The sequence below is a fragment of the Sphingobacterium kitahiroshimense genome, from assembly GCF_025961315.1.
Classification (GTDB): domain Bacteria; phylum Bacteroidota; class Bacteroidia; order Sphingobacteriales; family Sphingobacteriaceae; genus Sphingobacterium; species Sphingobacterium anhuiense.
The window spans coordinates 6,149,432-6,166,335 of the sequence record NZ_JAOQNK010000001.1 but is presented as its reverse complement, the minus strand read 5'-3'; the positions used below and the strand labels follow the sequence as shown (position 1 = coordinate 6,166,335).

Sequence of the window (16,904 nt, the reverse complement as noted above, 5' to 3'; positions counted from 1 at the left end):
TAGTCTCCTATATAACAGGTCCAGAATGAATGCAAATGAAGAAGAGTGCACTATATTTTACCAATAAATCGAGAGAAACTCTGCTTCTATTAATCTTGTGTTTTTTATTTAACTTTTCTTCTGCTCAGGAAGTGCTAGATAAACTAAAGGAACAATATGATAAAGTATCTGTTACGAATCCAGAAAGATTAATAGTTGCCGGCAAATATGCAACTGCCTTATTTTTCAATCAACAAGAAGTTAAGGCCGGTCAAATCCTTAAAGATAATATCCAGATAGCAAGTCGCTTACCAGATGGAAAATATGCGGCTAATCTTTATGCGATTGAGGCTATGAATTATAGAATCAGCGAGCGTATAAAAGAATCTAAAAGTAGTTTTGATAAGGCAAAAGAGTTTGCTAGCAAATCTAAAGATGTAGAGATCAAGGGTTATATAAGTTATTGTGAAGGATGGCTATATACCAGAAATAATAAAGAAGGTGAAGCTGTTAGAAGTTTTCTACGTGCGATCCGCTATTTTGATCAGGCTCCCCCATCCCGTACACTTAATAGCCGTAAATCTACAACTTACAAGGAGCTAACTTCAATTTATGCGAATTGGAATGAGCATCAGCTACAGGAGAAATATAGTCTACTTGCTTTAGATCTTGCTATTCAACAAAATGATCCCATTGCTATATTTGACGCTTATATGCTCATGGGGTATATGTATGAACAACAGTACATAAAGAACGATACTAACCACAAATTACGAGATCAGGCAGAAAAGTATTACCTCTTAGCTATTAATACGTATAACAAAAATAAGGCTACAATCCCCTTCCCATCTAATCTATCTTTTGTTGCTAATAATCTAGCTTACCTCTACTTTAGTTTTTTTCCTGATTCTTATCAAGATCAGGCAATTCAATATGCTGAGCTCGCCCTAAAGCAGGGAGCAGCGACTCAACAATACACGCATGTTGCGTCTGCTTACGGTATAATGGCGGAGATCGCACTGAAAAACAAAAAACCTGAGCGTGCTAAAGCCTATTTGTTGTCGGCACTTATGGAGATTACTAAAAGCAGTGTTCCGGATCAGAACATCATCCTCAGTATTTACGAGAATCTCTCTGAAATTGCGGAACAGGAGAATAATCTTGCTGAAGCCATACGTTACCATAAAGTTTATATGGAAACATTTAAATCCATATACAATCAAGAACAATTGGAATTGGGTAAACGACTAGAAGCACAGTTTGATAAAGAAAGACAGCAACAACAACTTATCAGAATGCAACTGGAAACGGATAAAAAAGAACAGCAGCTCCGTTTGCTGCATACCGTCAGTCTGCAGCAAAAACAGCAATATGAGAATTTGAAGTTGCATGAAGAAAATCAGCGAAAAGAACTTGAGCTCACACAGCTTGAATCTGAAAAAAGAACCCAGGAACTTAAGCTATCTCGTTTAGAGACACAAAATCGTGCTCAGGACATCCTCAGTTTCAAAAATGAGATTTCTTATAAAGAGAAAATAAATAAATATTATGTGGCTTTGATCTTGTTTTTTTTACTGGTTCTACTATTAATGCTATACGCATATAAACAGCGATCCAAAAGTATGCGTCAAAATAAGGAACTGTACAATTTCTCTTTAGATAAGGAACGTCAGAATTCAAAAATATCAATATTAACTGCTATGCTTGATGGTCAGGAACAGGAACGAGGACGATTGGCCAGGGACCTTCATGATGGACTAGGAGGCCTCTTATCCACCACAAAAATCAGTTTATCTCAATTGACAAATAAAGTGGATAGCCCAATGAAAAATGATATGCAAAAATCTCTTCTGCAATTGGATACTGCTGTAGAAGAGCTAAGACGCGTAGCTCATAATCTGATGCCCGATTTGCTAAATAGATATGGTCTTGAGGAAGCATTACAAGATTACGCTGTTCGTATGTCCAATGTAGAATTGGATATTGATGTACAATTTTTACATTATTCGAATCAACTTACAAAAGATGAACAATTACTTGTTTATCGGGTAATCCAGGAGTTGGTTAATAACGCAATAAAACATGCTGACCCCAAACAAATTATCATTCAAATTGTAGAAGAAGCTGATTATTACACCATCACTGTTGAAGATGATGGAAAAGGATTTGATATTGATCAGGTTAAGGGTAATCACTCAGCAGGCCTTCATAATATACAATCGCGGATCGATTTCCTTAAAGGGAAATTTACTATACAGTCGGAAAAAGATGTGGGGACAAGTGTTGAAATTATATTTCCAAAAAAATAAAATAAATGATTAAAATAGCAATTACAGATGATCATCCTTTGCTTTCGGAAGGATTGAAAAATATCCTTTCTAAGGAAGATATGTTAGAAGTAGTGGGTTGTTATCCTGATGCATCAACCATGCATAAAGCGCTTTCGGATGGGCCTGTTGATGTGCTTTTACTGGATATTAATCTTCCTGATGCCAATAGTATTGAGCTGATCAAACCGTTACGGTCCAAGTATCCTCAAATGCGTATTATAGTAATCAGTGTACATAACGAATATGCTGTTATCAATAGTGTACTGCAAGAGGGGGCCCAAGGTTATATTCAAAAAAATGCTTCTGTGGAAGAGATTGTTGCCGGAGTTGAACAGGTTATAAAAGGAAACAAATTTCTATGTTCTCAAACCAAAAATATTGTTGAAAGAAAATCAAAAGATGAACTCAAAAGTGTTCCAAAATTGACCCGTAGGGAAAAGGAAGTACTAACTGAGGCATCTTTGGGATTAACAACGGGGCAAATCGCAGAAAAACTATTTATTAGTCCGCATACTGTGGAAAGTCACCGTAAAAATTTGATTGAGAAATTTGACGCAAAAAATCTTAGTTCTGCAATTAAATTAGCGTTAGAATATGGATTGATTCGTCAATAGTAGAACTTTGATTGGTAAAACCACTAGTTTCGGGGATTGTAGAAATTGCTTCTAATCTCTAGCTTTGAGTAGACGTAAAATTGCTAAAAACCTAGAAAGAAAATCTGATGCCGTACGATGATGGCACGGTAATTAGCAGGAATAATAGCAAATCCTTTAAAACAATAAAAAATGATAAAACTTAAGTCGTTTTCGCGATTAATAATCTTAATCTGCTGTTGCAGTTTATTGACAAGTTGCTTTGACTTTATCGAAGATATCAATCTAAATGCCAATGGTTCTGGCAGTATTAAAGCTACACTCAACCTTAGTAAAAGTAGTACTAAAGTGGCCTCTCTGATGAAATTAAAAAGTGTAAATGGCATTCAAATTCCGACAAAAGAGAAGATAAAGAGTGAAACCGAGGACATGATCCGTATTTTAAAAAATACCCCAGGTATAAGTCAGGTGCAATATAATTTAGATTTTAACAATTATATTGCAACTGTCTCCTGCAATTTCGCTTCCGTAAATGCTCTGAATAATTTTAGTAAAGCGCTTGGAACTCATTTTAAAAGTGCCCTAGGTAATAATAATAATTATTCCTACGATGCTAAAACTGGAACCTTTACCAGAACATATACACACTCTCCTACTTTAAGTAAAGAGTATGCCCGTATATCTGAAACTGACCGCAAATATTTTAATGATGCCTTTTACACACAGATTATACGTTTTGATAAAACGGTCAAATCACAAAAACATGCTTCAGCAAAAATATCCAGTTCTGCAAAAGCTGTTCTACTTAAGTTAAAGGCTACAGATCTTGCTAGTGGCAAAGTTTCATTAGCCAATACCATCACTTTAAATAACAAATAACTACATGAATATTAAATTCTTACCCTTGTTAGCATTATCTGCTTTTGCAGGAATGGAGGCTACAGCTCAAGAACTGACCAGCAAAATACCGGCTCATGCCGACTTTGTTGTTTCTATTAATAATAAAGCTATCGTAGAACAAAGTTCTATGGAACTGCTAAACGAAACACTAACTAAACTAGGTGCATTTGAACAGGCCAAAAACATGGATTTTCCAATCAAAAACCTAAAAGAGCTGGACTTTAATCTAGATAAACAGGCTTATGTTTACCGTGCAAATACCGATAGTTTACACTACATTGGAATTTTACTTCCCCTGAAAGCAAACCATCAGGTCAAACAACATATGTTTTCACAATATGAAGTTCTTCCAATATATAATGGATATGAAAGAAGAGTTTCCAAAGATGGTAAAACACAGGTTGCCTGGAATTCAGAAACAATGTTTATTCTCACAGGTGATGTACACAGTCAGTATTTTCAAATGAAAGATGTAGCAGACCGTTACGGCTTAGATCTTGGCTCTTATGCGACGGACACCTGGACCTATAATGAAGCATTAGGTGATGCGGCAACCGCAGCTACAGCTGCTGCTGAAGAAGCTGTGGAGGCTATGGAAGAAGAAACTTTTGAGAGTGAAGAGGAAATTTTACCTGATACCGTGAACGTATTAGAAGAAATAAGCGAAGCTGAAATGGAGGCCGTTGAAGCTGTTGTTGATTCGACTATAGCCATATCCGCAGATCAATGGGATGATTCAGTAGACACAGTAGAGGCTTACGATTTGGAGTCGGACTCACTTTATCTTCTAAATCAAGCTCGAGAAGCTAAAAATGATTCTATTAAAAATAAATTATTTGGAACATGGCTTGCAAATGACTTTAATGGCTACTTAGATCCTAAGAGCAATATGGCAAACAATAAAGCGATCAAATTAACAGATAACAAACATCTGATTCGTCTCTGGGTGCCCAATGTAGATAAATTATATCAAGGTGCATTGCCTTATGATGTGTTAAAATTGGCCTATGGTATTGATATGGATAAATTTAAATATGGATATGAGGAAGGTACATTTGATTTAATCCAGGATCAGCATACGATTAAGTTTACTGGAACTTTGGGAGTCGATGCTGAAATGGCAAAGATTTTCAAACCGTTGTACAATGGTAAAATCAACAAGAAATTTGCAAAATATATCCCTGAAAACCATTTGGCATATGCGGCCGTAAATATTAATACGGAAGCTTATCTAAAACAACTGCCAGCCCTTGTGAATCGTTGGTATGCTCCCATTGCAGGCGAATATAGTGACGTTGTCACCATTGGCGCTACAGCTTTAGAAATTGCACTAGATGAGAAAGCAATCGGTAAAGTGATGAAAGGTGACCATGCTTTTTTCTTAAATGATCTTCAAAAGGTTAATAAAGAGTATGTAACCTATGAGTATGATGATGATTACAATTACAAAGAAATTACGAAAATGAAAGATGAGTATGTACCTAATTTCTTATGGATGTTTACTTCTCAAGATCAAAGATTGTATAAACGTACACTTGACTTCGCTGTAAAAAAACAAGAAGTAACTTTGGAAAATGGTATTTACAAAATTGCTGAGCAGAAAAATATAAAACCAATCTATATCCTTTTCAAGGAAGATCTTGTATTTGTGGGTAGTGATGTACAACAATTAACTTCTATTGAACAAAACCGTTTTAAAGGTACTAAAAATGCAAAAGTGAAAAAGGATTTACTTGCTAACCCATTCAATTTGGTTGTTCACGCAAATGCTATTCCTGAAGTAGTCCATAAACTAGAAGTACCAGTAACTGCTTCATTGCAACAAACAATGAAAGACCTATCGACTTACGGCGATATTCAATTAAAAGGAAGTACGTTAAAAAATCGTCAATTCTCTGGTGAACTTTCTATAGAATTGCCAAAAGAGGATAAAAATGCATTACAGTATATTTTAAAACATATCATGCAGAACATGGATAGTAAAATCGCTAATTAATTGTACATGAAAAGGATTACAATTATCATCTGCTCGCTATTACTTATACTTATATCGTTCCTATGGGTGACTTATACTGTCCGTAAAAATAGGATTGAAAAACAATATGTCAGTCAATCAAGTACCGGTATTCTCTCCATTGCTGTTGATGACTTAGTGTTGGATAATGTATCTCAGCTCTTGAGCTTTGATACCCGTTCTACAGGAATAGAAGGTGGTGAAGACTTGATAAAAAAAATCGTATGGAATTCAGGAATATCTATTCCAGCCCGTCTGTTTTTATTTAGTACTGATACACAGAAAAATCAATTCTGCGGAATATTAGCTGTATCGAACTATGATGATTGTTTTTCTTTTTTTGCAAACCAATATCCGAAGGCAATTAATTTTGTAGATAAAAAACAAGGTATTGTCAGTGTTAATATAGCAAAACATATTAAAGTACTGTTTGATCATAATCATCTTGTTTATTCGATTGGACTTGATCCTAATTCGGATTTTAGTGAGCTCCATGCACTGTTAAAAAATCAGGATGCATGGGTACAGATCGGTTCTTTTAAAGGCTTTGAACATGCTTTGACCAAAAAACATATTGGTTATGCCCTAAAAGACAGAAGTTTAATGGCTGAAGCTACTGTTACGAAACATAAGACAGACATTACTGGACAGTGGTTGTTATCTGAAAGTATAGAACAGAACCTTCAGGTAAGAAAGATAGATACAGCTAATCAAATTGTTACCTTATGGAGTTTATTGTCGCTAAATGATCTTCCTTTGTTATCCCAGATTATGAGCAAGTATACAGGATTCAATCAGGAACAGTTAAAGAAGAATTATGCTAATTATTTGGATTTAGAGATTAAAACCGATAGTGTCATCCAAAAAGATACCTCGATTGCATATGCATATGATGATGATTTTAATGCTATAGAAGAAATAAAAGTAACAGAGATTGCTGTTCCTTATATTGTACATACCTGGAAATATAACGAGCCATTAGCTGCGTCCCTTCCTGGAAAAATGTTTTATCAATTTCATAAAGCACATATCGATTCATACTTGTTAAATACAACTTCTGAACGATCTCCTGATCGGATTCAAAATGAAAGAACTCAACACCCTTTTTACTTCTTTATTGATTTTAATGCATGGCCAGAAAAGTGGACAATATATCCGTTTAGTAAATTAAAACAGAGCAAAGTCAGCGCTACAATGACAACTACTCTTATGGATAAAAATAAACTTGCTATAAAGGGAGAAATCACCTACTAATACTAATAGTCATATTTGGTTTCATGAAAACAGACAGTACTTAAAAATACTGTCTGTTTTTTGTTATATCTAAGGTTATATACTATGCTAATATCACTCGCTTTAAAAAGATCTGCACAAGTCTCTTTATATTTGCAACAATACAAGTTTTAACAAAGTTTGAAACTGCTTACCATGTTCAAGCAATTCTTCAAATGCATAATCCGTTTCATATAAATAAGCTTTTTAAATTATTATATACATCACATTGCAAGATATTACCCTTACCCCTACGGAGATTCAGCTCATCAATACATTTATTTTTCAGCCCTGTGGATTAACAATGGCACATAGAAAATATGAACGAGAAAGTCAAGAATATGATGCTCAAAATTTTGATCTAGACCATTTGAAAATTAAGTATAGGAAAGCCAAGATAACACCTAAAAAGATTGGTCAATTCGTTACCTTACGGTATAGGGATGCAGCTGGAATTACGACTCCGTATGCAGGCAGTAACCCTATTGATTTTTATATAATAGCTACCCGAAAAGATAATGATTTTGGATTGTTTATATTCCCTAGAAGCATTCTGTTAAAACATGGTATCTTGAGAGGTGAATGTAAAGCTGGTAAACGAGGTTTTAGAGTCTATCCAAATTGGGATATCGCCGAGAATAAACAGGCTAAACAAACACAACTTTGGCAAAAATTATACTTTATAGAGATTCTTGCAGGTGAAGAAGTTGACTTAAAAAAAGCTAAACAACTATTAACCTTATGATGGGGTAATTTTAAAAAATTATTTTCAAGATTCCAATCTATTGTACTTTTCATTTATTTTATGTAAATTGTAAATACCAATTACAGACATAATCGAATCATTATGCATCCATTTCGAAATAAAAATAGAAATCATTCCATTATGAATGAAAATAAGGATTCTAAAAAACCAAATGCTCATCCTTTTGTGAGATCTAATTTTCATTTACTCGACAATGATACAAAACTGCAAAGTATGGTAAAAATACAACATATACCTATTGTTAATGAAGAGACCTTAGAACAGGTTATACTCGAAATGAATTTAATGAAGAACAAAAATTAGTATTCCATAATACTTTATAATTTTTATAAATAAAAGGGCTCCATTCACGATGAATGGAGCCCTTTTATTTATAAAATCACGACTATAAAGAAGCGATTGCTTTATTTAATGTTTGCGAAGGACGCATAGCGGCTGTAGCCAAATCATCATTAGGGAAATAATAACCACCAATGTTTTGTGCTTTACCTTGAGCACCAATCAACTCTTCGTTGATCTTAGCCTCATTTTCAGCTAATGACTTAGCTAAAGGTGCAAACTTCGCTGCTAGTACGCTATCCTTTGTTTGTGCAGCTAAAGCTTCAGCCCAATAAGCTGTCAAATAGTAGTGAGAACCACGGTTATCGATTTGACCTACTTTACGTGCTGGAGATTTATCATTCGCTAAGAATTTTTCTGTTGCAGCATCCAATGCTTCTGCCAAAACTAATGCCTGCGCATTATTCTGTGTTTGTGACAAATGCTCTAAAGATGCTCCTAAAGCTAAAAACTCACCTAGAGAATCCCAACGTAAATAACCTTCTTGTAAGAATTGTTCAACATGTTTTGGAGCAGAACCACCAGCACCTGTTTCAAATAAACCTCCACCATTCATTAAAGGAACGATAGAAAGCATTTTTGCAGATGTACCAACTTCTAAAATAGGAAATAAATCTGTTAAATAATCACGTAATACGTTACCCGTTACAGAAATTGTATCTAATCCTTCGCGGATACGGTCTAAAGAAAATTTAGTCGCCTCAACAGGATTCATAACAAAGATGTCTAATCCATTTGTATCAAAATCACCTAAATATTTCTCAACTTTTTTGATGATTTCTCTATCGTGAGCACGGTTTTCATCTAACCAGAATACTGCAGGTGTAGCCGATAAACGCGCGCGGTTAACCGCCAATTTTACCCAGTCTTGAATAGGTGCGTCTTTAGTTTGACACATGCGGAAGATATCACCAGTTTCAACGGTTTGTTCCATCAAAACATTTCCATTTGCATCTACAACACGGATCGAACCGTTTTCTGATGCTTGGAAAGTTTTATCATGTGAACCATATTCTTCAGCTTTTTGAGCCATTAAACCAACATTGGGAACTGAACCCATCGTTGTAGGATCTAATGCCCCATTTTCTTTACAATCTTCAATAGTTGCTTCATACACTCCTGCATAAGAACGATCTGGAATAATAGCGATGGTATCTTGAGATTTTCCTTCTTTATTCCACATCTGTCCTGAAGTACGGATCATCGCTGGCATAGATGCATCAACGATAACATCTGAAGGTACATGTAAGTTTGTAATACCTTTATCAGAGTTTACCATTGCTAAATCTGGACCATTAGCAATAGCTGATTCGATCGCTGCTTTAACTTCTGCCTCTTGCGGAGTGCCGGAGATTTTAGCAAATACTTCACCTAAACCATTATTTTTATTGATACCTAAAGAGTTGAATAATTCACCATATTTAGCAAATACATCTTTAAAATAAACCTCTACGATAGCACCAAAAATAATAGGATCTGACACCTTCATCATCGTTGCTTTTAAATGAGCAGATAATAAAACATCTTCCGCTTTAGCCGCTGCAATTGTGTCTGCAACAAAAGCTTTCAATGCATTTAAGCTCATTACTGATGAATCGATTACTTCACCTGCTTTTAATGGAGATAAGCCTTTTAATTCAGTTGCAGCACCCGTTGCATTAACAAATTCAATTTTGAACTGTCCTGCATTTTCTACTGTTACTGATTGCTCAGTCTCATAAAAATCACCGTGAGACATTGAAGCTACGCGTGTTTTAGAATCGGGCGACCAAGCACCCATTGAATGCGGGTTTGCTTTAGCATAATTCTTAACAGCTTTTGGAGCACGACGGTCAGAGTTTCCTTCACGTAAAACTGGATTTACAGCTGAACCTAATACTTTAGCATATTTTGCCTTAATTTCAGTTTCTGTTGCAGTTTCTGGGTTGTCAGGGAAATTTGGTATCGCATAACCTGCTGCCTGCAATTCAGCAATTGCTCCTTTTAATTGCGGAATAGAAGCTGAAATATTTGGTAATTTGATGATATTAGCCTCTGGAGTTGTTGCCAACTGACCTAATTCAGCTAAAGCATCAGCTACTTTCTGATCTGCGCTTAATACATCTGAAAAGTTTGCTAAAATACGACCTGCAAGAGAAATATCTCTTAATTCAACATCGATATCAGCTGTTTTGGCGAATGCTTGTACAATAGGTAAGAATGAGTAAGTCGCCAACAATGGCGCTTCATCTGTCTTGGTGTAAATGATTTTAGATGACATAATTTTTTTATTGAAATCTTTTAATTTGCTTAAACAAAATTGAAATTCAAAACGAACGCTGAGGCTGATTCAAAATTCGCCTAAAGATAGGAAATTGAAATTTAAATCGCTACAAAAGGTTGAATTATGACGGTTAAAAGTAAAATGTTGGCATGACTGGATTAAACACAATTATATTTGTCTATTACCTTTCTTTTCAGATGCATGTGCACTTATATTCTATATGCGCTACAGCCTACATCTAATTACTTAGTTAGTGCCCTCATTTCTTTTAATGAAATTACTTGAACGGTTGATCCATATGAAAAAACACTTTCTATCATTGCTTGAGCGAGCTGATGCGTTTTAATAGGCGCATAATGCCGAAAAAAACCTAATGAATTAAAAAAAGTAATTGCTTTCAGTCCGACCTTTTCTCCAAATCGATTTGAATTAGGTCTTTCTATAAAGCCTGGTTGCAATATCATAAGGTGTTTAAATCCAATTTTTTTGATTGCTTCTTCTAAACTTCCTTTCATACGATTATAGAAAATACTGGATTTTGCATCTGCTCCTATTGCTGATAATAGAACAAAATGGGATACTCCATTGTTGAAAGCTAGCTGTGCAAAATCCAGTGGATAATCGTAATCTATATGCCATTGTGCATCTTTACTTCCTGCATCTTTTAAAGTTGTGCCGAGACATGAAAATGCAACTTCTCCTTTTATAACTTGGTGATAAGATGATAATTTGTCAAAATCGACAATAATCTCTTCTAACTTATCATGTTGTTCAAAATAAGCTTTACGTACTAATACACGGACTTTAGTGAAGCGTACATCTTCTAATAATAGCCTAACCAGTTCTCTTCCTGTAGCTCCACTTCCTCCAATAACAATTGCTTCCATGTATTAAATATAATGATTCGTTTCCATATTTCATTATGTTGTCAAATTCTCACTAAAATAAACGGAGGAACTGAGATTGCCTGTTAGAATCGTTAATTTTAGTTTTATTATTTACAAATAACTTTAATACATGACTACATATACATTAAACAACGGGATTAAGATTCCTGCTATCGGTTTCGGAACCTGGCAAATCGAAGATGGTGCGCCTGCCTATAATGCGGTAGCTGAGGCATTAAATGCGGGTTATATTCATATCGATACTGCTGCCGTTTATGGTAACGAAAAAAGTGTTGGAAAGGCCATTCAAGATAGTGGAATTGATCGTGATGATCTTTTTATTACGACAAAATTATGGAACGCGGACCGTGGATATGAAAACACATTAACTGCATTTGAAAAATCACTAGCTTTACTCAATTTAACTTATGTTGATTTATACCTTATTCATTGGCCGGCTAATGAAACACAATTTGAAAATTGGGCAGAAATTAATGCTGATACCTGGAGAGCTTTTGAAAAATTATATGTTGATGGAAGAGTCAAAGCTATTGGTCTAAGTAATTTTCCTAAGAAATATGTTGAAACCCTTTTGAAAACAGTACAAATTAAACCAGCTGTCAATCAACTGGAATTTCACCCTGGGTATTTACAGGAAGAAACAGTTTCGTACTGTAAAGAAAACAACATTTTGGTACAAGCTTGGTCACCTCTTGGATCAGGTCGAATTCTTGACAATGAAGTATTGCTTTCGTTAGCGCAAAAGTATAACGTTAGTGTCGGCCAGATCTGCATTAAATTTGCACTACAGGAGGATATTAATCCGTTACCAAAATCTACTAATCCGATCAATATCAAGGCAAATCTTGACCTATCAAATTTTGAATTGACTGCTGAAGATATAGCATTAATTAAAAATATGGGGGATTTAGGTTTTTCAGGACTCAACCCAGCAGAGGTACCATTCTAAAAAAGAATTGTACTTAAAGTGCTGCACAGGTCTTGTTTTTGTATAATTTACATCTGTACCAAGGTGACCAGGACTCTTACTTAAGAATAAATTTTGTTGTAGAGATGTGATTGACTATGTTTGCATACATGTCTAATTCAGAAAAAAATCCATATCAACTGTTCAATAAAACCATCTGGTCAAATTGGAAAAATCAAGATGTTGTCTGCATAAAAGTGGAGGAATTATCACAGAGCAATGGAATTACATTCTTTGAGCTCATACCTGATTCTGAAATGCTTGATGCAGATAGTGAAACTTTGTATCCAATAGATTCGGAAGATGTCATGGATATGCTATTACCTAATGCACAAGTTAAATTTGTCGTACATGACATCTACATGGCGGATTTGGATGATTAATTATCGTGCATCAAAATTGATTGATAATCACAGACAACACGGGCTCAGATTATTTATTGATCACATATAAAACCAGGTATTTATATCAAAAAAGCTGTAAGGATATCAAAGTTTCCTTACAGCTTTTTAATTTATTACATCAGTTTAAATGAATTATAACGTTTTTGTAATAACAGCTTTCTGCTTATCTGCCTGAACTATTTTTTTATAAAAATCAACATACTCACTGTATTTTTCTGGTGGATATATTTTATCATTCATTTTCTGAGTTCGGCTGTAGATAAGAAGACCATCTTTTTTTTCAAATGTCGCCGTGTAAATACCGAAATCTGATTCGATCAGAATATCTTTTGGAATAAAGTCTATCTGATAGCCTTGTGGCAATTCGAAAACGATCTCATCTTTATCTTCATACGCATAAGGAACGGAAAAAAATGTTTTTCGATCTGCAATCTTAATAGGTACAGCTTCCCTTCTATTCATTTGATTCAGTAACAGAAAATATTTATCACCACCCTTACTTAATAATGGTTTTGATTTAAATGATAACTCCTCTACTAACTCCGGTTTAGTTTTATCTTTTTGATCACATTTATAATAACCAAATGTTTCAATAGGAATATTGCTATTTTCTAATGCTCTTTTTTTCTGTTCACTTGGTTCTAAAACTGTTTTTCGTAAATTATCTTCAAATTGAGAATTACCATATGATGTGTTGATCAATACATCAATATCATTTTCATTGTTAAATTTAATTTTTGTTTTACTCACCTGATAGTTTTGTGAGGCATTATAAGCCGGCGTCTTTACAAGTTTTCCACCAGCTTCTGTCACTAACAGTACGTTTCTATTTGAGTTTCCGTAACCAATAAATCCCATGGGATAATAAGGGCTCGTGCACTCCAGAAAGGTAGTGTCCTTCCCTATCGGTACAGCTAATATCATATGATTAGCCTGCCCGATACTTGAGTATTGAGGGTTTAAACTAGGTTTGCCATTTCCAATCATCACTAAATGTGAATTAATTCCCACTTCATTCAGCATCGCTTTCATAAAATTGGACAGCCCCTTACAATCACCATAATTAACTGTAGCTACTTTCTCGGCCAATACAGGTCTAAATCCGCCAATACCCAATTGCACACTGACATAACGTGTATTCTGTTGCAGATATTGATACAGGATGCGCATCTTTTCTTCTGGAGTCCGTGCTGCTTGTGTTAAATCCCGAATCTTGATTTTAAATGCTTCAGGTAATTGATTTCCACCCTCATTAAGCTTATAAATCCATTGTCCAAAATTATTCCAGTTATCAAAATTACCGGTAGAGCCATCATATTCAAATAAGTTCGGAGAGGCTTTAACCCAGGAACTTAGATTATCAATCCCTATAGCCATCGGTTCTTTAGCTAAAGCAGGTACTTGACTACTCTCCCATTTATAACGTATTTTACCTCCAATACTGGTCGAATCAACTTTTAACCCTGTACTCGAGAGGTATTTCATTTGATAATTTTTATCTTTTTGAATACAATAACTTGATTTTTCTACGGAAACACCAAAATCTTTTAGATCGCGCCACTGGGGAAAATAAAGTAATCCTTTAAAATCTTGGCTAAAACTATATTCAATGGTATACGGATAACTATTACTTACAAATTTCAGACTCTTTAGCCTATTGTCCTCAAATATTGAAAAACCAGATATCAAGCTTTGATCTTTTATATCAGAGGATTTATATTCCTTAATCTTCTTACCGGTGGCATCATACAAAACCGCTTTTATATTATAAATAGTAGAAAACTTATCGTAAACTTCTTCCATTGCAGCAAAGTCATCACCTGCTTTGCTAAAAATGGTTGCAGTTATTTTATAATCATACTTTGCAGCATTGATGCCTTTAATATCGAGGAACTGTTCTTCATTTCTAATAACAATAGTGGCATCTTTTTTAAGCGCTTCGTGGATATTTGCCACATCCCAATTTGTCTGTGCATTACCGTGAGAAAAAAACAGCAATGCCATTAAACCCAATGTATACTTCATTATACCTTCTTTTTAAATACAATTTTTTCTGCTTGCTTCTCTACAATAGCGGCGAAAAGTTCTTTAAGATAGAAATACTCTTCTGAACTGTACATCGACTTATTGATATGAATAGCACTTTTTATTAGAAGTGTCTGGCCATCGATTAAATACGATATCGAAAAGGAGCCGACATCTTCAGGAAGTTTAAAAATGCCGCCCTTAGGAAGTTTATCAATCTGATAATCTTCAGGAAAATTAATGACTACCCGGCAATTTTCAAGTATCGGATGAGCGAAATCTACAGGAAAAAGTCTTTCCTCATGTTTCAATGGGTTTTCCTTTGTTCGTTCGAAAAGTAAAGGTGTGAAATAAACCAGATCTCCAGCTTCTTCCACATTATCTTCTATCTCAACATCCATCGTTTCAATCAATGGATCATCTAGACTATCCAGATTTAAGATCTTGAAGTTATTAAGCTCTAATCCCGTTTTATTTTTTTTCAGGTTCTTGATATAATCTTCTTCATTGATGGCAGTCCTGTAGCTGTTGCGAGCACTTAAACCGGCATATCCATTGAAATAATTGGTTACACTACCTTTTAATCGGTTTTCTTTATCTAACACGAGATTATACACATGCATGCTCTCATCTCCGAAAAGCGTTTCAGTGCTGATCCACCCACCACTTTTTTCACCAACATTGATCAAAAAACCCTCATGATTTAAATTTTGATAATTCATCATTCCAAATGGCATGTCCTTAACCGTTGCATCGAGAAAGTATGATTTGCCTCCAATTTCTACCGCAGCCACAACATTATCAAATTTACTTATGATTGGGTATCCAGGATGTTTCCCATTGGAACGTGTACTAATTAACACTGGATAAACACTGTAATTCGCTTCTTTCAGAAAGTTGATCAGCACCAAATTTAAATCGGCTGAATTTCCTGTTTTTTTCTCAAAAATTGTTTTGGGATTTGTTTCCGTACTATAAAAATTGTACTTCTCATTCCACTTAAGATTATCCTTAACATATTTAAAAATTGATTTCGCATTTGCCAAAGAATCGTTTTCAGCTTTAATGATAGATTTCAAATTATTTTTAGCGAAGCTTGTTTTCTCTATATAACGTCCAAAATTTTCATCTTCTAGCAAAGAACTGATAATCTTTGGCCATGATCCTGTATAATCAACAAAAAACTGTCCAGGGAAATTGGTGGATCGAAGTTCAAAATCTATAGAAGGTCGATAATCATCTAGGCTTGAAATAAAAGGTTCGTCCTTCAAAGCGGGCATATTTTCTGCCACAAAGCGATCACGAATCGCAGCAGATTGAACACCGGAAACGTAACTTGCATTAACGGTTTCGTGCATAGGATGTGCAATATCATAATATCCATTTCTACTGAATTTATAATCAAAATACTCTGGAATAGTTACTGTAAATTCGGACCAACGGGTCGGAATTTCACTTTGGAAACTCCATCCGCGAAGATTAAAAATGAAATCCGATTTAATCTTATACTTATATTCAATTATAGATCCTTCTTTTACATTAGGTAGTGTAAATTTTTTCTGGATAACATTCTTATTTACTTCTTCCGTAAATTTTGAATCTTTATCAATTTTGTCTGTTTTCATGACACCATCCACCATATTATAGGTAGCTGCGCTCATATTATCTAACGTTTCCTTGGACTGTGAATTACTTTTATACAATCCAATAGTATGATTTGCGTAATCATACCCATTTTTATTAATGATTTTATAACGCACGTGTCTTTCATATACATAGACAAATGATTTTGAAGCAGGACTTAATTCAAAATAACAGTTACCGATGTCAAACAATTTAATGGCTGAAGCGGCAGAGTCTGCACCTGATGGCATAATTGAAAATTCTTCAGGTTGAATTTTGCCAAACTTATATTCGATTTTTTCTTTTTTTTGTGCATAAACCTGATAGTGACTGATGGTAAATAACATCAGAAAAACTAATAATACTTTTTTATATGGCATTTTATTTATAATTGGTCATGCAAATATAAATAATAAAACGATATTTAATAGCTATTAAATATCGTTTTAAACTTAAATTGTTTCCTGAAAATATGAATAATATAACTACATAAAATATTTATCAACCATCTATTGTTCTAT

13 protein-coding genes are annotated in these 16,904 nt (G+C 34.5%); 9 read left to right on the top strand and 4 right to left on the bottom strand.

The window, feature by feature from the left end; all coding sequences use genetic code 11:
* Positions 1-35 precede the first annotated feature (35 nt).
* The 7 genes from M2265_RS26265 (at position 36) to M2265_RS26235 (ending at position 8,157) form a co-directional block, all read left to right on the top strand.
* On the top strand, positions 36-2,288 hold the full coding sequence (locus M2265_RS26265; protein WP_132773577.1) for a sensor histidine kinase: 2,253 nt from the start codon (positions 36-38) through the stop codon (positions 2,286-2,288).
* A 5-nt stretch (positions 2,289-2,293) separates the two neighbouring features.
* On the top strand, positions 2,294-2,923 hold the full coding sequence (locus M2265_RS26260) for a response regulator (protein ID WP_132773576.1): 630 nt from the start codon (positions 2,294-2,296) through the stop codon (positions 2,921-2,923).
* A gap of 171 nt (positions 2,924-3,094) precedes the next feature.
* Complete coding sequence (locus tag M2265_RS26255) at positions 3,095-3,781, top strand: hypothetical protein (protein WP_031288690.1); 687 nt, start codon at positions 3,095-3,097, stop codon at positions 3,779-3,781.
* 4 nt (positions 3,782-3,785) lie between these two features.
* On the top strand, positions 3,786-5,798 hold the full coding sequence (locus M2265_RS26250; protein ID WP_132773574.1) for a hypothetical protein: 2,013 nt from the start codon (positions 3,786-3,788) through the stop codon (positions 5,796-5,798).
* A 6-nt stretch (positions 5,799-5,804) separates the two neighbouring features.
* The gene (locus tag M2265_RS26245; RefSeq protein WP_132773573.1) at positions 5,805-7,070 is read left to right on the top strand and encodes a hypothetical protein; all 1,266 of its coding nucleotides are present in this window, start codon (positions 5,805-5,807) and stop codon (positions 7,068-7,070) included.
* Between the two features lie 322 nt (positions 7,071-7,392).
* Positions 7,393-7,833, top strand: coding sequence for a MepB family protein (locus M2265_RS26240; RefSeq protein WP_132773571.1), 441 nt, complete (start codon positions 7,393-7,395; stop codon positions 7,831-7,833).
* Positions 7,834-7,935: 102 nt separating this feature from the next.
* Positions 7,936-8,157, top strand: coding sequence for a hypothetical protein (locus M2265_RS26235; protein WP_132773569.1), 222 nt, complete (start codon positions 7,936-7,938; stop codon positions 8,155-8,157).
* An 82-nt stretch (positions 8,158-8,239) separates the two neighbouring features.
* Here the strand turns inward: M2265_RS26235 and M2265_RS26230 are convergent, their stop codons facing one another.
* Positions 8,240-10,453, bottom strand: coding sequence for an NADP-dependent isocitrate dehydrogenase (locus M2265_RS26230; protein WP_132773567.1), 2,214 nt, complete (start codon positions 10,451-10,453; stop codon positions 8,240-8,242).
* A gap of 245 nt (positions 10,454-10,698) precedes the next feature.
* Entirely contained in the window at positions 10,699-11,343 is a 645-nt protein-coding gene (locus M2265_RS26225) for an NAD(P)H-binding protein (protein WP_132773565.1), read from the bottom strand.
* Between the two features lie 130 nt (positions 11,344-11,473).
* Here M2265_RS26225 and M2265_RS26220 point away from each other — a divergent pair, with 130 nt between their 5' ends.
* Positions 11,474-12,313 carry an aldo/keto reductase gene (locus tag M2265_RS26220; RefSeq protein WP_132773563.1) on the top strand — a complete coding sequence of 280 codons (840 nt, stop codon included), beginning with the start codon at positions 11,474-11,476 and terminating at the stop codon, positions 12,311-12,313.
* A gap of 128 nt (positions 12,314-12,441) precedes the next feature.
* Positions 12,442-12,714, top strand: coding sequence for a hypothetical protein (locus tag M2265_RS26215; protein WP_132773561.1), 273 nt, complete (start codon positions 12,442-12,444; stop codon positions 12,712-12,714).
* Between the two features lie 153 nt (positions 12,715-12,867).
* On the opposite strand, the gene M2265_RS26210 is transcribed toward M2265_RS26215, so the two are convergent.
* Together M2265_RS26210 and M2265_RS26205 are read right to left on the bottom strand one after the other, a co-directional pair.
* A complete protein-coding gene (locus tag M2265_RS26210; RefSeq protein WP_132773559.1) occupies positions 12,868-14,760 on the bottom strand; it encodes a DUF3857 domain-containing protein in 1,893 nt (630 codons plus the stop codon).
* A complete protein-coding gene (locus M2265_RS26205; RefSeq protein WP_132773557.1) occupies positions 14,760-16,763 on the bottom strand; it encodes a DUF3857 domain-containing protein in 2,004 nt (667 codons plus the stop codon). Before M2265_RS26205 ends, M2265_RS26210 begins: the two co-directional genes overlap by 1 nt.
* Between the last annotated feature and the right edge of the window lie 141 nt (positions 16,764-16,904).